Origin of the sequence: Hahella sp. HNIBRBA332, assembly GCF_030719035.1 — a bacterium.
In the GTDB taxonomy this organism is placed as follows: domain Bacteria; phylum Pseudomonadota; class Gammaproteobacteria; order Pseudomonadales; family Oleiphilaceae; genus Hahella.
In genome coordinates this window covers 3,568,463-3,590,371 of record NZ_CP132203.1, presented here as the reverse complement: position 1 = coordinate 3,590,371, position 21,909 = coordinate 3,568,463, and the positions used below count along the sequence as shown (strand labels likewise).

The 21,909-nt window shown below is 51.2% G+C and carries 16 protein-coding genes; 11 read left to right on the top strand and 5 right to left on the bottom strand.

Annotated features, from left to right (window positions below; genetic code table 11):
- Positions 1 to 3: 3 nt before the first annotated feature.
- The gene (locus O5O45_RS15910; protein WP_305900378.1) at positions 4 to 1,122 is read right to left on the bottom strand and encodes an efflux RND transporter periplasmic adaptor subunit; all 1,119 of its coding nucleotides are present in this window, start codon (positions 1,120 to 1,122) and stop codon (positions 4 to 6) included.
- Between the two features lie 474 nt (positions 1,123 to 1,596).
- Here O5O45_RS15910 and O5O45_RS15905 point away from each other — a divergent pair, with 474 nt between their 5' ends.
- Positions 1,597 to 3,249: an autotransporter assembly complex protein TamA gene (locus O5O45_RS15905; protein ID WP_305900377.1), complete on the top strand. Its 1,653-nt coding sequence runs from the start codon at positions 1,597 to 1,599 to the stop codon at positions 3,247 to 3,249.
- Entirely contained in the window at positions 3,249 to 7,088 is a 3,840-nt protein-coding gene (locus O5O45_RS15900; protein WP_305900376.1) for a translocation/assembly module TamB domain-containing protein, read from the top strand. Before O5O45_RS15905 ends, O5O45_RS15900 begins: the two co-directional genes overlap by 1 nt.
- 26 nt (positions 7,089 to 7,114) lie before the next feature.
- Here O5O45_RS15900 and ccoM read toward each other — a convergent pair whose 3' ends face one another.
- Complete coding sequence (gene ccoM / locus O5O45_RS15895) at positions 7,115 to 7,234, bottom strand: cytochrome c oxidase subunit CcoM (RefSeq protein ID WP_305900375.1); 120 nt, start codon at positions 7,232 to 7,234, stop codon at positions 7,115 to 7,117.
- 135 nt (positions 7,235 to 7,369) lie between these two features.
- Positions 7,370 to 7,987, bottom strand: coding sequence for a chalcone isomerase family protein (locus tag O5O45_RS15890; protein WP_305906176.1), 618 nt, complete (start codon positions 7,985 to 7,987; stop codon positions 7,370 to 7,372).
- A gap of 369 nt (positions 7,988 to 8,356) precedes the next feature.
- Here O5O45_RS15890 and O5O45_RS15885 point away from each other — a divergent pair, with 369 nt between their 5' ends.
- The 3 genes from O5O45_RS15885 to O5O45_RS15875 are packed head-to-tail and all read left to right on the top strand — an operon-like array spanning position 8,357 to position 10,876.
- Positions 8,357 to 8,971, top strand: coding sequence for a flavin reductase family protein (locus O5O45_RS15885; protein WP_279508104.1), 615 nt, complete (start codon positions 8,357 to 8,359; stop codon positions 8,969 to 8,971).
- Entirely contained in the window at positions 8,968 to 9,996 is a 1,029-nt protein-coding gene (locus tag O5O45_RS15880) for a class I SAM-dependent methyltransferase (protein ID WP_305906175.1), read from the top strand. Before O5O45_RS15885 ends, O5O45_RS15880 begins: the two co-directional genes overlap by 4 nt.
- Entirely contained in the window at positions 9,983 to 10,876 is an 894-nt protein-coding gene (locus O5O45_RS15875; RefSeq protein ID WP_305906174.1) for an RluA family pseudouridine synthase, read from the top strand. Before O5O45_RS15880 ends, O5O45_RS15875 begins: the two co-directional genes overlap by 14 nt.
- On the opposite strand, the gene O5O45_RS15870 is transcribed toward O5O45_RS15875, so the two are convergent.
- Positions 10,833 to 11,225, bottom strand: a complete 393-nt coding sequence (locus O5O45_RS15870) for a DUF6455 family protein (protein ID WP_305906173.1) — start codon at positions 11,223 to 11,225, stop codon at positions 10,833 to 10,835. The two genes, O5O45_RS15875 and O5O45_RS15870, sit on opposite strands and share 44 nt — an antisense overlap.
- A gap of 99 nt (positions 11,226 to 11,324) precedes the next feature.
- Here O5O45_RS15870 and miaA point away from each other — a divergent pair, with 99 nt between their 5' ends.
- Positions 11,325 to 12,236, top strand: a complete 912-nt coding sequence (gene miaA, locus O5O45_RS15865) for a tRNA (adenosine(37)-N6)-dimethylallyltransferase MiaA (protein WP_305906172.1) — start codon at positions 11,325 to 11,327, stop codon at positions 12,234 to 12,236.
- 2 nt (positions 12,237 to 12,238) lie between these two features.
- Here the strand turns inward: miaA and O5O45_RS15860 are convergent, their stop codons facing one another.
- Complete coding sequence (locus O5O45_RS15860; RefSeq protein ID WP_305906171.1) at positions 12,239 to 12,688, bottom strand: CopD family protein; 450 nt, start codon at positions 12,686 to 12,688, stop codon at positions 12,239 to 12,241.
- A gap of 148 nt (positions 12,689 to 12,836) precedes the next feature.
- On the opposite strand from O5O45_RS15860, the gene O5O45_RS15855 reads away from it, so the two are divergent.
- The 5 genes from O5O45_RS15855 to O5O45_RS15835 all read left to right on the top strand — a co-directional run bounded on the left by O5O45_RS15855 (position 12,837) and on the right by O5O45_RS15835 (position 21,906).
- Positions 12,837 to 13,631 carry a methyltransferase gene (locus tag O5O45_RS15855; protein ID WP_305906170.1) on the top strand — a complete coding sequence of 265 codons (795 nt, stop codon included), beginning with the start codon at positions 12,837 to 12,839 and terminating at the stop codon, positions 13,629 to 13,631.
- A 345-nt stretch (positions 13,632 to 13,976) separates the two neighbouring features.
- Positions 13,977 to 14,798: an ABC transporter permease gene (locus O5O45_RS15850; RefSeq protein WP_305906169.1), complete on the top strand. Its 822-nt coding sequence runs from the start codon at positions 13,977 to 13,979 to the stop codon at positions 14,796 to 14,798.
- The gene (locus O5O45_RS15845; protein ID WP_305906168.1) at positions 14,788 to 16,209 is read left to right on the top strand and encodes an ABC transporter ATP-binding protein; all 1,422 of its coding nucleotides are present in this window, start codon (positions 14,788 to 14,790) and stop codon (positions 16,207 to 16,209) included. The genes O5O45_RS15850 and O5O45_RS15845 overlap by 11 nt, the downstream gene beginning before the upstream one ends.
- Positions 16,202 to 20,953 (top strand): glycosyltransferase, encoded by a 4,752-nt coding sequence (locus O5O45_RS15840; protein ID WP_305906167.1) that lies wholly within the window; start codon positions 16,202 to 16,204, stop codon positions 20,951 to 20,953. The genes O5O45_RS15845 and O5O45_RS15840 overlap by 8 nt, the downstream gene beginning before the upstream one ends.
- Positions 20,950 to 21,906 (top strand): NAD-dependent epimerase/dehydratase family protein, encoded by a 957-nt coding sequence (locus tag O5O45_RS15835; RefSeq protein WP_305906166.1) that lies wholly within the window; start codon positions 20,950 to 20,952, stop codon positions 21,904 to 21,906. Before O5O45_RS15840 ends, O5O45_RS15835 begins: the two co-directional genes overlap by 4 nt.
- The last annotated feature ends 3 nt before the right edge of the window (positions 21,907 to 21,909 follow it).

The window sequence follows — 21,909 nt, the reverse complement described above, 5'->3', positions numbered from 1 at the left end:
GGATCAGCGCAGTTCCACGTTATTGTTGATCTTTACGCGGGAGCCGTTCTGCAATTTGAGCTGACCGGCGGTGACGACGGACTCGCCGGGCTCCAGCCCTTTGGTGATTTCTGTCCAGTTGTTCTGCGACAGTCCCGTTTCAACATAACGGCGCTCGACTATCAGATTTTCCTGCGCGTCTTCTGTGGCGGCTTGTCCTTCCGCGGGCGCTTTGCTGATCACGAACACGGATGTACCGTACAGCTTGGCTTCCAGGGCGGTGGACGGGACCGTAATCACATCCCGTTCGGAGCCCAGCAACAGTTTCACTTCCGCGAACATGCCGGGGCGCAGCGCCTGGTCAGGATTTTCGAAAGTCGCCTGAATAGTGAAATTCCGGGTTTGCTGATCCACGCGGGCGTCAATAGCCGTGACCTTGCCGTTGAACGTGCGGCCCGGGAACGCCGCCACTTTGGCTTCGACCTGCTGATCGTTATGCACCTGACTGAACAGTTGCTCTGGCAGAGCGAAGTTGATGTACACTCGGGATAAATCCTGCAAAGTGACAATTGGTGTGCCCGACTGCACGTACTCGCCCAGGTTGACTTTGCGGATGCCCAAAGTGCCTTTGAAAGGCGCGCGAATACTCTTCTTGTTGATGCGGGCGCGCTGGCTCTCCACTTGTGCCTGCGCATTTTTCAATTGCGCGCGGCTGGTCTCGAAATCCAGGCTGCTGGCGACATTGCGCTCCAGTAGTTTTTGATCGCGCTTATACGTGGCCTCGGCCAGTTCCGCCGACGCCTGCATCCCTTTGATCTCAGCGACGTCCACCTCGGTGTCCAACTGCACCAGCAGGTCGCCGGCCTCCACTTTGGCGCCGGACGCAATCGGCATGGACTTGATGACACCCGCCACTTCGGAAGTGACCGTCACTTGTTGTACGGCGACGACGTTTCCGATGGAACTGTAAAAGGGCGTCCATTTCTCCGTACGGGCGCTCTCCGAGGAAACGGTGACGGGCGGAGGCTGAAAGTTGGCGAAATACTCGCCCATCTTTTTCGGCTTCAGATAGCCCAGGAAGTAGAAAATTCCACCGAAGACGACAGCAAGTACGACAATCATTATCGTCATGCGTTTAGCCATGAAGTTCTCCCTTTATGATTACTTGTATATGTCCGAGTCCAGCCGGAGGGCGGCCGGGAAAAGTTGTATGCTGGCGATGGGTATGGGGCGTTGGCCCGACGTTCGTTGATAGCAATCGCTAAGTTCCGGTTCTTCCTGATCCTGCTGAATTGTAAGTGCTTTTTGCGAGTGTTCCTGAATGCAGGTGAATCCGCCCTATGTTAGCGGATAAAACATGGTTGTCACCTCCAGTCATTATTAAATACGGGTAATTCCTGCGGTTTCATCTAGAAGGACACCGAAAATTATCGCAAAATGCCGAGTCTCATAGGACGAAGCAATTTCATCACCTGACTCTATATTTCGGATAGCCATTTCAACCTAATGCATTTAATAAGGTGTTTAGCTAGTTTCACATTATTTCTGGCCGTTTCCGGACTTACACACGCCATCGACATTCCGTTTTTTTCAGACAAACTCAAATATGAAGTTCTGGTGGAGGATAACGAGAAACTGAAATCCCTGGTGGAGGATGAGCTGGATCGCCAACGGGATGAGAACCTCACGCTCAAGCAGTACACCAACCCGGTCAAAATCGCCCGCTACGAAAAAGACATCATTCAGCGTCTGCTGCGTTCACAGGGATATTACGCGGGGGCGGTGGAATACCGTCTTAAGGAAGATGACAAAGGCGTGTCCTATCTTTTGACTCCGGGCCCTTTGTACAAAGTGCAAAAGATTACCTTCGACGTGCCGGATGGGTTCAAAATGCCCAGGGCCTCCACTTGGCCTTTGCGTGAGGGGCGCGCGTTGGTGGCTTCCAATGTGCTGGACACCCAGGACGCGCTGAAAAAATATATTCAGGAAAACGCCTGCTTTTACGAAGTGAAGCTCAGCTACGTGGCGGAAGTGAATCACGCCGATCATTCCGCGACCGTGGCTTATCGCATGGAGCCTAGCCCCAGCGTCAACTTTGGCGAGATCGCCGTCACCGGCCTGACTTCCGTCAAGGAAAACTATCTACGCGAAAAGCTGGGGTATGAACCGGGACAATGCTTCAACCGCGCCCGCGTGGATCAGGCGCGCTTGAATCTGCTCAAAACCAATCTGATTGCGCGTATCGAAACCAATATCTCCCAGCCGGAGAACGGACGCGTCAATACCTCCTTCAACTTGCAGGAGCGTAACCACCGTACACGCAAAGCGGGGATCGGTTACAGCACGGATGAAGGATTCGGCCTGTCTCTCGGCTGGGAACATCGCAATATTCTCGGCGCAGGCGAGAAGATTGAAGTGGGCGGACGCGTGTCTCAGGTCCGTCGCACGGTGGAGGGCGAGCTGACGCTGCCTAATTTTTTTCGCGATGATCAAAGCGCCGTTCTGAACGGCGACCTGACCAAGAAAGAGTTGGACGCCTACGATTCTCTCAGCGCACAGACCAGTTTGACGATCAAACGCCAGTTCACGGATATCCTGTCCGGCTCCATCGGCGCGCAGCTGAAATACAGTGAAGTCACTGACGAAGGCGTGACCGATGAGTTCGGTCTGGTGTCTTTCCCATTCACCTTGAAGCTGGACACGACAGACAATCTCCTCGACCCGCGCAAAGGGTTCATTCTTACGGCAGGCGTCCAGCCATACATTGATACCTTGGAAACTTCCCGTCGCTTCGTGAAAACCACTTTTTCCGCCAGCACGTACCTGACGGCGGACACCTTTTACTGGGAGCCCACTTTGGCGTTGCGAGCGGCGACAGGAACCATTTCCGGACAGTCAACAGACGACATACCCGCTGATGAGCGCTTCTATGTAGGCGGCGGCGGTTCTGTGCGCGGATATCCATATCAGTCACTGAGTCGAATCACCGGAGACGATCCGTTTGGCGGCAGCTCGTTTAACGAAGTCTCCGTGGAAACTCGTTTTCGTTTTTCCGAGAGTTGGGGAGCGGTTCTATTCGTAGACGGCGGCTTTGCTTTTGACGACGCCAACCTGCAGCCAGGCGAGGAGTTGAAATGGGGAACGGGAATTGGCGTGCGGTATTTCACTTTCTTTGCGCCCATCCGCTTTGACGTTGGCGTTCCGCTTAGTCCCAGGGATGAGGTGGATGACAACTTTCAGTTGTACATCAGCATAGGGCAGGCCTTCTGATGCTGCGCAAATGGTGGGTGCGTTGGCCGGCTCATTTTTTCTCCCTGATCATGAGTCTGATTGTATTCATATTGCTGCTGGCGGTGACTTTCGTCGGCAGTGAAAGCGGGCGCGTCTGGCTGCTGGACAAAGGCCTGCCGCTGGCGTTGAAAGGTTCGCCCATCCGAATTGAAGTCGAAGACGTCGTTAGCCCGGATCTTGGGCACTGGAGCTTCGGATTGCTGGAAGTCTATCTTAACGAGAAGCAACTGGTGCGGGCGCGGGCCTTGGACCTGCAGGTGGACATCAACAGTCTGTTCGCCCAGCGGGTGCACGTGGACAATCTGTCGGCGGATGATTTGTACATCAACCTGGTGGACACTTTGCCGGAGTCCAGCAAGGAAGAAGAGGAAACGCCGGAGTCTGGAACCACGGCGATGTGGCCGGTGGCGTTGGATGAATTGTCGCTGCTGCGTCTGAAAGTGAAAGCGCCGGGGATGGAAGATATTCCCGCTGCGAAGATTCATGGCTCCGCCACGCTGTATTGGACGGACGTTCCCCTTACTTTGGAGTTGAATGCCGGGACGCTCACGGAGAAGCCGGCGCAGGTCGCGATATCCACGCAGTGGGATGATCAGAAACGACTTACTCTGACTGCGACCCTGAATGAGCCCGCCGGCGGCTGGTTGGGCGGACTGGCGAAAATGCCCGCCTGGCAGGCGCTGGATGTGGAGTTGAAAGCCGTTGCGGCCCAGTCCGCTCCTTCAGATCAGGCGGTAGACAGCGCGCAGGCTGGTCCGACATACAGCATCGACCTGCAACGATTGAAGGCGCCGTTATTCGGCCATCATCTGCACGCGTCAGGAAAAGTGGATGTGAATCTGGATGCGTTTCTGGTGCAAACCGAGGGGCTGGATATTTATGTCGACCAGCGTCTGCAAAAAGTCCGTGGGCGGGTGACGGATGAAGAACTGGATGCGCAAGTGGATATTGATCGCTTTCCGCTGGATGTATTGGCCCCCTGGACCAAAGATTTCAGTACAGGCAACGCCAGCGCCAGCATACGTGCGACAGGTTCGCTTAATGACCCGCAAGCGTCGGGCAGCGCCAGTGTGCGCACCAACTTTAGCGGCAAGCCTTTGATCGCCTCCGTACGCGGCAGTGGCGGCAAAGAAAAAATTGTCGTTGACTCCCTGACCGCCAGTCTGGACCAATTACAGGCGCAAGCCAGCGGGACAGTGGATCTCGCGGGGGAATCCCTGAATATTCGCGTCACTCGGGCGCAGACGCCGTTAAGTTATCTGAGCCTGTTGGATATTGCGCCGCCGGAAGGGCTGGAGTTGTTCGCCGAAGCGAGCGACGTCACCGTGACCGGCCCCTATGTATCTCCCAACTATGAAGGGTGGGTCTCGGCCCGCGGGTCCTACCTGGATTTGCCTTTTACGGTGGAGGGCGGCGTGAAAGGAGGCATAGACTCCGTCACGCTACGTGACGCCCGCGTCAACACGGGAGAGGCCTGGGTGACGGCTTCAGGCAAGATCGACTGGAGCAAATCTCTTCTCGACCTGAGCGCCAAGGGCGGCAAAATCCCGCTGGATCTGCTTAGCAAACTGGAAGTCGAACTGCCGCCTGAACTGGGACCCACCCTGGTTGGCCTCGACGCCAAGGTGAAAGGCAAATTCACCAAGCCGGAGTTCTCCGGCTCAGCGCAGGCGGCGGGCAGCTTCAAATCACAAGCCTTTGCGGTAAGTGCGAACTTGTCCGGTTCCCCCGATGTATTGAACTTTCGCTCTTTTCGCGCCGAACTGCCTCGTGCGCTAACTTCTGAGGGCGACTCTGCAAACCAGGCCGAGCTGGCCACGCTGGAAGGCTCCGGGCGGGTCAGCATCACCAAAAGTACGCTTAATCTGAATGTGATGGCGCATAAACTGCCATATTCCCTGGCCGCGTTGACGGATGTAGCGCTGCCTCCGGATCTGAGCGGTAATGTAGATGCAGATTTACATGTGGAAGGCGCATTCACTGACCCTAAAGTCAGCGGTCGGCTGCACACAGCGGGGCGTTACTCGACTTTGCCGTTTGTGGTGAGCGGTGAAGGAAGCGGCGGGACGCAGGGTGTGGATATTTCTTCCTTGAGCGCAAACCTGGGCGATGCCGGACGTATCGATCTGTCTGGCTGGTGGCGGCCAACCGGGTTCGACGTTTCGCTGAACGGCTCGGGCGTGAACACGCAGAGTCTGCAAGCCTTGGGTTGGCAAATGCAGCATGGGGTGTTGAATACGGACTTGCGACTGCAGGGGTCGCTGCAACAACCCAGAGTAGATGGTTATGTCGCCTACGCTACGGACATTGAAGGCCAGGACGACAAAGGGCGGAAGCAAAAATACCCGCTGCAGTTACATACCGATATCGCCACTCAGGAAGACGAGACTTTATCGCTGGTGACGGTCATCAAGAAAGACGATATGCAGACCGGCAGGGTGAAGCTGGATATCAATGCGCGCACTTACCTGGATTTCCTCAACCAACTGCAGGGTGAACTGGACGTGCGCAAGATTCCGCTGGACGTGGCGGTGGCGGGCAACCTGGAGACGCGTTGGCTCAACTTCCTGCTGGACCCTGATATTCACCGCTTTTCCGGCGACCTGAATCTGAACCTGACCGCCAAGGGCGTTCTTGGCGATCCTCTGTTAAATGGCGATTTGAAACTGCAGGATGGTTTTTACGAAAACCGCATCACCAGCACCTTGTTCAAAGACGCTCAGGCCAATCTGGCGTTCGCTGGCCGGAAAATGACCATGAGCGACAGCTCCGCCAGCGATGGCGGCTCCGGCAAGCTGGAGCTGCTTGGCCATGTGGATTGGAATGAGTTGAAAGGCGGTGAAGAAAGTGACGACAAACCGATAGAACTGCAGTTGATCGCCACCAACGCCAGTATTCTGCGTCGCTCCGATATGGAGGGGGCGGTGTCCGGGAAGCTGACGCTGGAAGGTGACTTCAAAAACCTGCTGCTTAGCGGGAAAGTGGAAGTGTTGCCGTTCGCGATGATGCTGGATGCGGCGCTGGGCCGTGATATTCCGGAGATTGAAGTGCGTGAGGTGGCTAAAGAAGTACTGGAGGATGAGAGCATCCTGCCTTTGCCTAAGGTCGCTCTGGATATCCGTCTGATTGTCAATCAGCAGGCCTTTCTCCGCGGGCGCGGGTTGGAGGCGGAACTGAAAGGCCGTGTGTTCGCCAAAGGGCCGCTGGAATCCGCGTCCTATCGCGGCAATTTTGAAACTTTGCGCGGCACCTTCGAGGTGTTTGGCAAGAAGTTCGATCTGCAGGAAGGGGAGGTGCTGTTTGAAAACGACAGCTTCACCATGTTTATCGTTGGCGTATACACCAGCAAAGACACGGAATACCGTGCAGAGCTGTCCGGGTCGCTGGCGTCGCTGAAGGTGAACCTGAGTTCGAATCCGCCATTGCCCGAGGACGAAATCCTGTCGCAGCTTATGTTCGGCAAGTCAGTGCGCAACATCACGCCGATTCAGGCGTATCGTTTAGCGGCGGCGGTGCAGACGCTGCGTGGGGAAGGCGGCAGTTTCTTTGACCCCATCGCCACCACCCGCGATTTGCTGGGGGTGGACACGCTATCCGTCGACACGCAGGAAACTGATAATGGCAGCGGCGTGTCCGTCGGCGTGGGCAAATATCTGACTGAACGCGTCTACCTGGAGCTGGAGCGGACTCCAGATCCGGCGCAGCCGTGGAAAGGTTCCGTCGAGGTGGAGTTGAACCCCAACCTCAACCTGGAGACGACCACTGGTGGACAGTCCGGCTTCGGCGGCGTCGAACTACAATGGAAGCAGGACTACTGACGCCAAGGTGGCGACAAAGCCTGTCATTAATGATGTTTCTGATGCTTGTCGTTGTCTTTTTTCAGTACGACATATACACCGCCGAAGAATGCGATGGTCATGCCTACTACCAGTAAACCCGCGATGATGGTTTCGTCGATGTACATAATGAATCTCCAACTTGGCTGATCGATGATAAGGTGATCTTTAGTTGGATTATGGCGAGGTCCGCTAAAGCAAGTTTGACTCAGGTCAACCTCTTTCAGCGGCAATATCCCCGGTAACGCTTATATTGACCGGAGTCAATTCCGGTCAGCCGTTCGACTCGCCGACTGTTGCGGCGCCCCCAGGATGCCTGCTTTGAAGTCCTGACTGACAGGGTAGTCGCCAATCCAAATGGAAAGAATGGCGTCGAACAGCTTCTTGCCGGGAATGACGCCGCGATCCCGCCCGTCCAGCCAGACTTGCGCCCCGACGCCAGGGATATACTCCACAACGGCGGTGTCTCCTTTTTCCAGCTTTTGATCGAACATATGCACCATCTGTTCAATCTCTCCCCGGATGTCCTCCGCCTGCTGCTTACTGATATTCAGACGCATGCCTTCGTAAAAGGCGTCAGCGATTTTGCGGCCGCGCACGTCTCTCAACATGGTGAACTCCATGCGCCGATGCCCTTCATCGGTAAGCAGTGCTTGCGCCTCATGACTCGGGCGCTCCACATACAACGCGCCGACATACACGTCGACAAAGACAAGAAAGCGGCGAGTGGCTGCGCCATTTAAGAAGAGAGAAGGACGGTCGCCTTTCGACGGCAGGGATTCTGGAACGTCCACGCCTTGCAGCGTCACCGCAAAGGAAGGCGTAGTCAGACTCAACAAGACGATAAACAGCATCGACGATAGCGTTGGGGATATGCTCATTGTGGCGCCTCTTTGCCCTGGGATCTGCTGACGGCATGGCTGCAGACTCCGGCGCCAGGGTTTGTTATAACTTTCTGGGTTCCTGGCGCGACAGGTTGATGGACGTTATTGTTTTTATAACGTCAGGGCTCTCCAGGCTTGGTTACCTGGGTGGCCCTGACTGAATGTTGAGCAGTGTTACACAATGATACAAAGATTGAGTGGATGCTGATCACATTTTTATCTGTCTCAATAGGTCTTTTTATATAGTCCTTTGTTTGGGCGTCATTATTTCCCCAACTCTTCGTAAAGGTTAGAAAAAAGAGGCTGGCGGGCTTAAAATAGCGGGCTTTAGCAACTTCAAGCCACCGCAACGCGACAGAGTCCCTCATGTATATTGACTTCCAGCAATTAGAAGCGACCAAAATCTATCATTGGATGACGCAGACCATCATCCCTCGTCCCATTGCATGGGCGCTGACCCGCAATGAGGATGGAGGCATGAATCTGGCGCCGTTCTCCTATTTCACCGCGATTTCCAGCGCGCCCCCCACCATTGCCATTTCCATCGGTAAAAAGCCCAGCGGAGAGCTGAAAGATACGCGCAGCAATTTGCAGGTTGGCGCGCCCTGCACGGTGCATATCGCCGGTCGTGAGATGGCGCAGGCGGTGACGGACTCGTCCCGGACGCTGCCTTACGGCGAATCCGAGCTGCCAGGGCTTAACCTGTCATTGGTGGACTTCGAAGGTTTTGAGTTGGGCAGATTGGCGGAATGTCGTTTGGCGTTTGGGTGCCGCGTGCAGGAAGTGGTGGAGCTGGGCAGCGTGCCCCAGGCGATGGTGCTGCTCAATATCGAAAAACTGTTTGTGGACGATAGCGTGATGACGACGGACGCCAAAGGCCGTCACAAAGTGGACGCAATGCAGGTGAACCCGCTGTCCCGTCTGGGGGCGGATGAATACGCCACATTGGGCGAAGTTATCAGTATTCCGAGGCCCGCATGAGCCAGTTAAGTAATCCCAGCCAAGCACTGTTACGCCAACGTGAGCAGTTGAGCGGTCGAATATTATTGTGCTCACCGCCCGCAGACGCCATTGCTGCGGACCTGCGCCAGACTGGCGCAGAGGTCAGCGTTCTGAGTTGGGATCACACGGCGGTAAACGCCTGCCGGGGCGCCGTAGCGGAAGAGCGGTTATTTACGGATCTGGCGTTGCCTGCTGACGCGCAATGGGATCAGATCGCCCTGTTTATGCCGAAGGCCAGAGAAATGCTGGACTTGATGCTATCCGTTGTCGCGCCAGCAGTGAAACACGCACAGCATATCTGGCTGGTGGGGGAAAAGCGCGAAGGCGTGGAGAGCGCCGCCAAGCGTCTGGCGAAAGAAGGCTGGGACGCCACTAAGGTGGACTCAGCGCGTCATTGTCAGGTTTGGCAGTTGATCCCGGCGGACGATTGGGCTCCGCAACAGAACGATTTCTGGCGCGCCTACGAGCTCACGCAGGCGAAAGTGGGCGCACTGCAGCTCTTCACGCTGCCGGGAGTGTTCAGCGCAGGTCGTCTGGATGAGGGGACCCAAGTGCTGCTGGAGTCCCTGCCGGAGTTGCGCGGGCGGCGTTTTCTGGATTTTGGCTGCGGTTGCGGCGTTATTGGAACGACTTTGAAGAAGCGCTATCCCAAGGCATCAGTAGAGCTGACGGATATCAATCTGCTGGCGCTGAAAAGCGCGGCGCGCACTGCTGAGGCCAATAACGCGGAGTTGAATATCTATGCGTCCGATGGGCTCGCCGAAGTGCAGCCCGGCGTGGACGCCATTGTCACTAACCCGCCGTTTCATCAGGGGGTGAAGCAGGATACTCGCATCACCCAGCAGTTTCTGCGCGATTGCGCTCGCGTGCTTAAGCCGGGAGGCTCATTAACCCTGGTGGCGAACCGCTTCCTGCCATACCCGGATTGGATCGAAGCCCATGTTGGGCCGGTGCGGGTTCTGTTCGAGAACAGCCGCTTCAAGGTGTACCATGCCGTCAGATAATATTTGGCGTTCCGGGGGCGGGGAAATGGACGCCCAAAGTCGCTGGCGTCGCAAGTTAATCGTCGGCGAGGCGGTGGCGGATGCGTCGTCCTGGCTGGCCGCGCAGACCGGCCTGTCGAAGCAAAAGATCAAAGACGCCATGCTGAAAGGAGCCGTCTGGTGGAAGCGTGGAGGCAAGCCCCAGAAGCGCTTGCGCAGAGCCAAGTCCGCGCTGGCCGTCGGCGATGTGCTGGAGCTGAATTACGACCCTCAAATTCTTTCGCTGAACAGCCCGCAACCCTCACTGGTGGCGGATTATGACACCTACTCGATCTGGTGCAAGCCCGCTGGATTGCTGACGCAGGGCTCTGAATGGGGCGACCACTGCAGCTTGCTGCGCATGGTGGAGCTGCATTTCCAAAGCAAGCGACAGGTGTTCCTGCTGCATCGCTTGGATCGCGAGGCCATGGGGTTGGTGATCATCGCCCATAATAAAGCAGCGGCGGGTCGATTTGGCGCGATGCTGCAGAATAATGCGCTGGATAAGTTCTATCTGGCGCGGGTAAAAGGGCGTCTGGCGCAAGAGCAGGGGGAAATCGACTTCCCTGTGGACGACAAATCAGCGTTGAGCTATTACCAGGTTCAGCATTATGACGATGCGACGGATTCCAGTCTGGTGCGGGTCAAACTGATCACGGGACGCAAACATCAGATTCGCCGCCATTTTGCGGATCTGGGGCATCCCTTATTGGGCGATCCGCGTTATGGTTCCGGCAACAAGCACGAAGATGGTTTGATGCTGGCGGCGATGGAGCTGGCGTTTACCTGTCCCATGCGCCGCCGGGCCATGCGAGTAATTATGCCGGAGGCGTTGCTTCCGGCTTGGAGTCATCAGAACTGACAGGCGCTTGGGCGGCGATGGTGTCCTGATTAGGGCAGAAGTCGGGAACCCCAAGGTTGGCGTTTTCCTGTTGCAGGTGTTCTCCACAGTGGGCTTTTTCGGAACAGTTGCGACAGTTTTGAATGGCCTTGAACACCTCAACGGAAGACGAGCCGCGAACGTAATGCGCCGTATCGACGCCTTGCTGCTTCAGCATCTGGCCCAGGCGCTCCTGCTCCACTCGGTTGGCCAGCCCGTTGTAATACAGGTCCGCAGTGCGAGAATTGCGAAAGATAAACGCCAACACCATTATGGTTGGCAGCATAAATACAGCGGCGACGGCCATCCAGATAATGGTTACTTTCGTCATTGCCATACTCCGTGCTCAGGTAAATGGGGTCTGATATAAGCATAGATTAGATTGCTTCCTGACGGAGAAGGCTGTCCGAAATCAAGAAAAGAGTCACAGATGAGTATCACTAACGATAATCCCAGCGCCAGCCCCCTGGTGGTGCTTGGGCCCACCGCCTGCGGAAAGACCCGGCTCGCTGTCGCCTTGGCGCGCGCCTTTGAGGGGGAGGTGGTGTCTGCGGACTCCCGGCAGGTGTTTCGCGGCATGGATATTGGAACCGGCAAGGATTTGCAGGACTACGGCGATACGCCTTATCACCTGATCGATATTGTCGATCCGGGCGCTCCGTTCAGCCTGTTTGACTACCTCAGCGCTATGCAGCGGACACTTGATGATCTGGGTGCGAGAAGTAAGCGTCCTATTATCGCTGGTGGTTCGGGGTTGTATCTGGATGCGATTCTGCGCGGTTATCGACTTGTCGAGGCGCCTGTCGATCCGCTGCTGCGGGAACGGCTCAAACATCACGATCAGGAGCGGCTGAATGCGCTGCTGGCCTCATTGAGACCCTTGCATAACACCACTGATACCCAGGACCGCGAGCGCACGCTGCGAGCGATTGAGATTGCCTACGCCGAGCTGAATGAGAACAGCCCCAGCGTGCAGATCAGTATCGAACCTGTGGTGATCGGGCTGCACTGCGACAATGACCGATTGCGCGCCCGCATTCGCGAACGTCTGGAAACTCGTCTAGACGAAGGCTTGATTGAAGAAGTGGAAAGCCTCCGGGCGGCGGGTTTGAGTTGGCGGCAGTTGGATGAGCTGGGGTTAGAGTATCGCTATGTCGCGTTGTATCTGCAGGAGCAGTTGAACCGCAACGATATGATGCAAAAGCTGGCGTCCGCGATCTATCTGTTCGCCCGCCAGCAAGTGAAATGGTTCCGTCGTATGGAGCGTCAGGGCGTCGCCATCCACTGGCTGGAAGCGGACGATGCGCCATTGGATAACGCCCTGGCGCTATTACGGCGCTAACATTAAAGCGGCCACCTGCCAACGGCGACGCAGATGACGATGAGTCCCAGGCAGAGGTTGGCCAATACCGCCTGCCGCACTTGATTCAACGCGGCGCCGGCTTCGCTCCAGGTCTTTTCCAGCGTGCAGGTCTTCAGCCTGCGAAAGGGAAAGAAAAACACCCCAATGAAAATGAGCGTCATAGTCAAAGCGCCGCCCAGCATGATGTGTACATACAACGGCGGTTTGCCGCCCCACAGAGCGAGCATGCCCATGCCGGAGCCCCAGAGCGTCAGCACGGCGATCCACACCCATCGGAAAAAGCGGGTCAGCACTTCCGACCACAACGGCAGGCGCTGAGGCGGCTGTAATTGTTCCGCGGCGGTAGGGCGCAGAATGACATAAGCGAAAAACATACCGCCGACCCAGCCCAGGGCCGCTAGAACATGAAGTATTTTGAGTAGCGAAAGCATGGCGAAGCGTATCCTTGTTACATTGGATCTATTGATATTGCGGCGACGTTTTTTCGAAGGCTTTTCAATAACCTGTCGAGGGCTTTGTGCGCAGTAGTGGTATTATACGCGTCAACATCAACCTTGATTCAACAGTAAGTTCCCAAAAATGCAAGAAGATTCAAAGGGTTCCCCAGGGCACAACTTCGACGAACTGAAAGAACGCTTCCAGAATAATATTTACGGCACCCCCAAAGGGCGCTTGCGACTGGATCTGATCAACGAAGACCTGGACGCCCATTTGGCGGAACGTTTGGGAGAGGACGCCTGGCGAATATTGGACATTGGCTGCGGCGCGGCGATGATCAGCGGGCGCTTGGCGCAAGCGGGACATCGGCTGACGCTGACCGACCTGTCCGCAGAGATGCTGACGGCGGCCCGCGCCAATCTGGAGGCTCTGGGAGCGGCGCAGGCCTGCGAGGAGTGGCGTGAAGGTGCGATGCAGGACGTTCTGCCGCAACTCCAGGGACCTTATGATTTGATAATCATCCATGCAGTGCTGGAGTGGATGGACGATCCCCGTCCCGCTCTGGAGCTGGCGCTGAGCAAACTGCGTAACGGCGGCGTGCTGTCCCTGGCTTTCTACAACCGAAATGGCCTGATCTACCGCAATCTATTACAGGGCAATTTTCGCAAACTCAAGAAGAACAACTGGTTCTACCGTAAAGGCGGACTGACGCCGCAGAATCCACTAGATCCGGATGAAGTCTACGGCTGGCTGCAGCAAGCGGGCATGCATCAGATATGTAAACGGGGCATCCGCACTTTTTACGACTTCATGCAAAAGCACGTCGCCCGCGAACGCAGCTATGAAGACGTACTGGAAATGGAGCGCATGCACTCCCAGAAAGAACCCTACCTTTCCCTGGGACGCTATATTCATGTGTTGTATCAGAAGGGGTAGGGGCATAAATTAATCCAGAGAGCAGTCTTTATGGAATGTTCCGCATCTTGCCTTTGAGACTTCAGGAGCGTACCACTGTTTACACTGCACAGAAGGGCCGTAAAGCTGGAAATTTTTCCTCTGGTGTATATAATCTCGCCGCATCCGGCAAAAATCTCTCGCGTGGTAGACCACGCGCATTAGTGGGATTAACCAGCAAATGTTTGGGGTGGAATACAAAGGTAAACCAAATCAAGGCTATACCTCTAGGTATCTATTCAACTCAGCTTTCACTATTTGGGCTTTTGGTGGAAACCGCCTGCAAATATGTCCACATGACAACTTATCTGGAAGTTCTTATTTTAAATGCCTCAGTACTCTTCTTCTTTAACAGGGCTGATTCTATCGATCAGCCATAATTGGCAACTTATTCGGCAAATGACAAAAAGAGAAGTTGTTGGCCGGTATCGAGGCTCTTTTTTAGGGCTGGCATGGTCATTTTTTCATCCAATATTAATGTTGGTTGTCTACACATTTGTATTTTCTGTGATATTTAAAGCCAAGTGGGGCGTTGGTGGTGATGAAAGTAAATCTCAGTTTGCGATAGTTCTTTTTGTTGGACTTATTGTTCATGGCGTTTTTGCTGAAGTTATCAACCGAGCGCCAGGGTTGATTTTAGGGAATGTGAACTTTGTAAAAAAAGTAGTGTTTCCTATTGAGATACTACCAGTGGTTTGTCTGTTTGCTGCATTATTTCACTCATTAATTAGCCTGTTGGTATTGTTAATAGCATTTATTATTTTTAACGGGTTTATACACTGGACGGCCATATTCTTACCTTTAATATTTATACCGTTTATTCTGCTTATATTAGGGGGAGCATGGATTTTGGCCTCTATAGGTGTATTTATTCGAGATGTTGGGCAAACAATAGTCATAATTACCACAGTTCTACTCTTCCTTTCGCCTGTTTTCTTTCCTATTGATGCTCTGCCTGCAAACTATCATTCTTTAATTATGCTGAATCCACTAACGTTCATCATTGAGCAATCAAGAGGCGTTCTTATATGGGGGCGTGTGCCTGATTGGTTTGGTTTGGGTATCTACTCACTTGTCTCTGTAGCTTTGGCATGGGCCGGGTACGCGTGGTTTCAAAAGACAAGAAGAGGCTTTTCGGATGTCCTTTAATAATAGTAGCGAGCCGTTAAACACTAACAGCACTGATAATACGGCTATTCGAATTCGAAACCTAAGTAAGTGCTATCAAATATACGAGTCTCCGCGAGATAGGCTTAAACAGTTTGTTCTTCCAAAGCTAAAACGTTTCAGTAATCGGCCGCCAGTACATTATTATCGCGATTTTTGGGCTCTCAGAGATGTTTCATTTGAAATAAAGAGAGGTGAAACTGTTGGGATTGTTGGGCGTAATGGTTCTGGTAAGTCCACTCTTCTGCAAATAATTTGTGGTACTTTGTCTCCGACAGAGGGCGTAGTCGAGATAAATGGTCGTATTGCAGCGCTTTTGGAATTGGGGGCGGGATTCAATCCAGAGTTTACGGGAAGGGAAAACGTTTATCTTAACGCAGCGGTTCTAGGACTAAGCCAAAGCGAAGTTGACGAGCGATTTGATGATATAGCAGCATTTGCTGATATTGGGCAGTTTATAGATCAGCCAGTTAAGACATATTCTAGTGGAATGGTTGTTCGGCTTGCATTTGCTGTAGCCATTAATGTTGACCCGGAAATCCTGGTTATTGACGAAGCTTTGTCTGTTGGAGATGAGCTTTTCCAACGAAAATGCTTTTCTCGAATTGAAGCTATTCGTGACAGCGGGGCAACAATTTTATTCGTTTCCCACTCTGGGAGTACAGTTGTGGAACTGTGCGATAGAGCCATACTCATGGACTCTGGTGAGAGGCTTGCGGTTGGCAAGCCCAAGCAAATTATAGGGAACTATCAAAAACTGCTTTATGCTCCTATAGATAAAAGAGAGAGCATTCGTAACCAGTTACTCCAGGCCAATGATGTTATGCCTGAACAAGTGAGCGGAGTCGATGGTCTGCCTCAGCCTACTAATAAGGCGCAGGAAGAGGGAGGCCAGCATCTCCAGGAAAATTTTGATCCACACTTGAAGCCTGTTAGTACAATTGAATATGAGTCACGTGGCGCTACGATCGAATCACTCCAGATCTTGACTCTTACTGGGGAGCCTGTGAATGGACTTGTTCGTGGCAAGAAGTATAGATATTGCTATAGCGTGAAATTTGATGTCGCCGCTACAAATGTTCGTTTTGGTATGTTGCTTAAAACAACCTCAGGACTAGAGCTTGGAGGGTCAATTTCGGCGCCATCTCTTGCTGAGTCTGTTCCATTTATCCCACAAGGAAAAGTTGTATCTGTTGAGTTTACCTTTCATTGCTACTTAAACCCGGGTGTTTACTTCATGAATGCTGGAGTGTTAGCGGTTTGTGGTCAAGAGGAAACGTTTTTACATAGAAAAATAGATGCAATTGCATTTCGTGTATTGCCGGTAACTTCTAGCACTGCAACAGAAATTGTTGATTTTTGCTGCACTCCACTGGTAAGTATTGATGAATGAACTATTCAATAACCTACTCGTATCATGCCCAAATCAGGGAGGCCTTTTCCTGATCCATGAGGGCGTTACTTATAAACTGGATAATTTTAGCGCGACGGGATTTTCGGTAAATAGTGAAAAATTCGCTAGAGGCCTCCAACCCTCGTCAGTGTTGATTCATAGCCAAAAGAAGCCTGATTCCGAGCCCAGTACTGTTGCCGCTGACGATATACACGATGTGTTGATCGTGGACGACTTTATATATTTTGTAGGTACATCCGGTAACGAAATAATCAAGGTTGATGGTAAGTCCGCAGAAATAGATAGATGGACCTTTGAGGGAGATGTTGACTCGCTTCATATTAACTGCCTTGGGCTTTGGAATGAGCGCATTGTTTTCTCTGCATTTGGAGATTTTAAACAGCACCGCGAATATAAAGGAAAAACCAGAGAGGCTGGCTATGTAAAGGATTTACTTAGCGGAAAGGAACTCATCAAAGGTCTATCTCAGCCTCACAGCTTAACGCCTTTAGATGAAAATTTATTGTTGGCTAACTCTGAAAAGAAAGAGATAGCTGAATATAACAGTGCGGGAGAACTGGTTCGTTCGAAAGTTCTGGGGGGGTATACGCGAGGGATATGTGTCACTGATGACAAGATTTTTGTAGGCTTAAGCGCCTCTAGAAATCTTGAAGATCCTGGAGTCGGTAGCGCCACGATTGTAGCCCTTGACAAAGTAACGTGGGAGGAGCTGGGACGTTTAAGTCTGCTTGCTCCAGAAGTATATGAGATACAGCAGGTAAGCAATAAAGACCTGCTGTGTAGTGCACTTGGAAAGGTCGCGTCATACTCATCTGAGACACTAAGCCAGGTCATTCATGATCGTGAGCAGGAAATATTAGTGCTTGAGCAGAAGATCAGCGCGCTGGATTTGGAAGCTCTATCGCTTAAGCAGAAGATTGGCGCGCTGGATTTAGAAGCTCTATCGCTTAAGCAGAAGATTGGCGCGCTAGATTTGGAAGCTCTATCGCTTAAGCAGGAAATAAAAGAGCGCGATTCGGAAATAAGCCGCTTAAGCCAAGATGTGGCAGCTAAGTTAGCTGAGATCGATTCTCTTGGTCAGACCATTCTTGACCGAGATGAAAAGCTGGCTGCATTCAGCAAGGCTGCTCATGAACATAAACAAACTATTAGTAACCTACAGCATATCATTACTCAAATTGAGCATAGGCTGTCTGTATTTGCCGAAAAAGATAAGGGGATTGGAAAAGTGGTTTTGAGTAGACTGGAAAGCCGTAGTAAGTTGCTTTACTGGTATTGGAAGTTGTTGCGGTCTCCTCTATTTGATTCTGAATGGTACCTGAAAAATTATCCAGATGTGGCGCAAAAAGGCGTTAATCCTCTAAAACACTATTTAGCGATAGGATGGAAAGAGAGTAGGCAGCCAGGTCCATATTTTGACAGCGAATATTATCGAGCTCGCTATCCCGATATCGCAGGCTTAGACATGCCTCCTCTGGTTCACTATTGGCTGCATGGATGCTCCGAAGGGCGTCACCCTAATTCACTGTTTGATATGGACTGGAATCGACCTGAGAGGGATTTATCACTCTCTTCGAATGAAGAGTCTGGTACTTTGGCCGGACAGACCAGCTCTACTAATCCAATTCTAATAAGCGTGATTATCCCAACTTATAACAGAGGTAAGCTCCTGCCTGAAATTATTGCTGCATGGCGCGAAGTGAATGCAGTGACTTTGTTTCCGTATGAGATTATTTTCTCTGATGATGGCTCATCTGATGGCTCGGTCGAATTTCTTGAGACGGTGAATGGCTTGCCGTTAAAAGTGCTGCGTAATGCGCATGGAGGGGCTTCAAGTGCGCGAAATGCTGCGATTAGAGCGGCTTCAGGTGATAAGCTGCTTATCATAGGGGATGATATCTTCCCTGATCCTCAAATTCTTAATATTCATGCTGAAATATGCGAGCAGCTAGGACCGAAAGTCGCCACGCTGGGTGTTGTCGATTGGCATCAAGACCTCGATGTTAATCATCTGATGCATCATATTACAGAAATTGGAAATGAGCAGTTTAGTTATAATCGCCTTAAAGACAACGACTTTACTGACTTTAGACATTTTTATACCTGTAATATCTGTGTTGACAGACGTTTTCTTCTTGAGGAGGACGTGATTTTTGACGAGCGATTTGACGAGTATGGTTTTGAAGACATCGAATTAGGTTATCGGTTAGCGAAACGCGGGCTAAAGTTATTTTATACCACTCGAGCGAAAGGTGATCATTATCATCCCTATGTGACGTCAAAGTTCTGTAAACGCCAAATTTCAGCAGGGAAAATGGCTGTGGTATTTGCAAGGATGCACTCTGGTATTGATACGATATTGGGAGTTGCGTCACTTGAGAAAAAAGCGCACAAGAGCCGCGCATCACAATTCTCTCAAGAGAGGTGGCAACAGAGGTTAGATGCGCTTGTCAGTAGGTGTGAGTATTACGAAGAGCTTATCGCGGCCACGCCTGATGACATTTCTATGGGCATTCGGAAATGTTTGAGCACTTTGTATGTGCATCTATTTCGAGCGATGTATGAGTATGGAGTCATCCAAAAGCTGGGTGATTATCCTAATTCTTTGGCAATCGCCATGGAAGCGCACTTTCCGAGTATTGGCTCAGATTACTGGGATAAGCTTGAGAAGAGCGCAGGGGAGACTGATGGCTTGTCTTCCGCTGAGCTTTACAATCTGTGTGAGGCGCTTAATACAGGGAGTGAGAGAGACCTTCATTATGGTTCAAAGCAGCGTCAGCTGTTTGATGAATTAATGCAGGCCCAGTTGCTGTTAGAGTCGCAAGTGACTCTGGTTAGTAAAATGGACAGATTCATGCAATTGGCGTCAAGGGCGGTTTATCATCTTTTAAACAACCCAAGATACTTAATCCATCGAACAAGACAGCTAATCAGTGAGAATAAAAGGAGCGGTAAGTTAAATGTCGCTAATACTGATGTCGCCACTGTTATTAAGGCTATCCCTGCACTTGTAGTTGGTTCGCCTGGTTTAGAAACAAAGACTTTAGTAGCGAATTTCCGTCGCACCTTTGGCGACACTGCAAAAGTGTACGAGTTGTTGCAGTGTGGAATGTTGTCTCTAATCGAGGAGAGTGGTCTCAGCGGCAACCCTATTACACCGTCAGCTGCCGAAGCTACGGCATTCTATTGGCCAATATCTTCATCAGCCATTTCCTGCCCTGATCATTTGTATTCTGCTTATGTGGCTCTTATAGAGAACAGCTTAGATCTATCAATAATTTCTAATTCTCTTGCGTCAGAAGGAAGCATTTGTATTAGTAATTTGCGCGATCATATGATTTTCTCACGCGACATCGCTCATGCTGTTTTTGAAAACGAACTCAATCAGACTCCGTTGCGCGGAAAAATTCTTCGGTTATTGCCGGCAAGAAGTAGTGCTGTTGAAGCGCGTATTGGTGAAGTGCTTGATTGCAGTAGTGTTGAAGTTGATGAAGATGGTTTCTTTTCTAGTCAGGAGAAACCTTCGCATGGCTTGATTCGATATGAGTCTCAGTATTTGCCGCCACGTTTAAGTACAAAGCCGGTTATCTTTGTATTCCCTATTTTCTTAGCGGTAGGCGGCGTGGAACGTAATACCGTTGAGATAATGAGGAAGCTGAATCAGCAATTTGATTTCATTGTGATAACGATGGAGAGATTACGTGCAGAGCAAGGTAGCCTGGCCGCCCAGGCTATGGATGTCGCAGCTCAAGTCATTGAGATGGCCGAGATTGTGCGACATGAGGACTATTTGCGCGTTTTGACTCGATTAAAGTCGACTTTGAAACCTGAACTAGTCTGGGTCTGCAATGGCTCTCCTTGGTTTTGTGATAATGCGCCCTCTATTCGGCGCGTGTTTCGCGATGTGCCGATCATCGATCAGGAAGTATATGATGTTGAGCAAGGGTGGATTACCCGATACGGTGAGCCTGGAATTAGGTCTTTTGACCATTTTATTGCTGTTAATAAGAAGATTGAGCGACGCTTCCGTGAAGATTTTGGAATTGACCCAAAACAGACGCACTTAATCTATTCTGCTGTTGATACTTTGCGCATTCAGCAGTTTAAACAGTCGCAACCTGATGAGGCTGAGCTGAGGGAAAAATTTGGGCTTCCTCAAGGGAAGAGAATATTTACGTTTGTAGCACGGCTTACGCAGCAGAAAAGACCTCTTGAGTTCCTAAAGCTGGCAAAACTACGTTGCGGTAATCAGGACGAGTATTTTGTGTTAGTCGGTGATGGCGAGCTTGCTGATGAGGCTAATGCATTCATTGAAAAAAATGAACTGAAGAATGTAAAACGAATACCATATGTTGAAAATACGCTTGAACTCCATGCGGTGACTGACGGAATTATATTTACCTCTGCGTATGAGGGATTACCGATAGCGATGATTGAAGCATTAGCAATGGGAGTCCCGGCATTTGCGACTGACGTGGGCGATATTGCAGATGTAGTGAGTGAATACTATGGCGGTGGTGTGATTTCAGTAAATTTGTCGGATATTAATATAAACACTGAATTTGAAAATTGGCTTAAAAACCATCAGGAATATCGGGTTAAGTTGAAGGCTCGAGAGCAGGATATACTTGATCGTTTTTCCAGTTCGAATATAGCAAAGCAGTATGTTGAGTGCTGGGATGGTGCGATTAGACAATACAAAAAACAAGGTGTAACAGTATGAATACGCCAGAGGCCTCTCGCGTTTTGATTCTTGGCGGTATGGGATTTATTGGGCAGCATCTGACCCAGGCTTGTCGTTCTGCTGGAATGATTGTTAGAGTCGCAGATATGTTTCTGCCTGCTCCAGAAGCGAGGCAAGACGGAGTTGAATACGTAGATGGAGACTATAAAGACTCGGAATTTCTGCAGAGCATACTTGAAGAAGTCGACTCTGTTGTACATCTTGTTCACGATACAATGATTCTTAACCAAGAGTGCAACATGGACGTTGAATTTGAGCGTAATGTCAGGCCTGCAATGCATCTTATGGATATGTGTTGCGTGAAGAAAATTAAGAAATTTTTATTTGTATCTTCAGGCGGCACTGTTTATGGAGATCAGCTAAACCGCCAGCCCATTGTTGAGAATTCATCCACAAAGCCGATTTCCTTATACGGAACATCAAAGCTAATTATAGAGAACATTGGATTTCTCTATAATATTCAGAAAAACTTACCCTTTATTGTTGCGCGTCCCGGCAATGCATATGGGCCTGGACAGAAACCATTTCGTGGTCAGGGCTTTGTGGCAACTGCATTTGCCTCTGCGTTGAAGGGCGAGGTACTGAATATTTTTGGTGACGGGTCGGTTGTTCGAGATTACATACATGCCCGCGATCTAGCTGATGCGCTGGTTGCCATACTCAGATTTGGCAAACTCGGTGAAGCATATAATATTGGAACATCTAACGGCGTCGCACTGCACACTTTGTTAAATGAGTATATAACTCCAATATTAGAAGACGATGGTTACACTTTGCAGTGCCAATACACCCCCCCTCGAGGTGTGGATGTGTCATACAACGTATTATCGAATGATAAGCTACGCCGCGACACGAATTTCTCTCCAATTATCGAGCTCAGTGATGGTTTGCGCGAAACCTTAATGTGGCTAAAGAATTTTAATTTAATGTGAGAA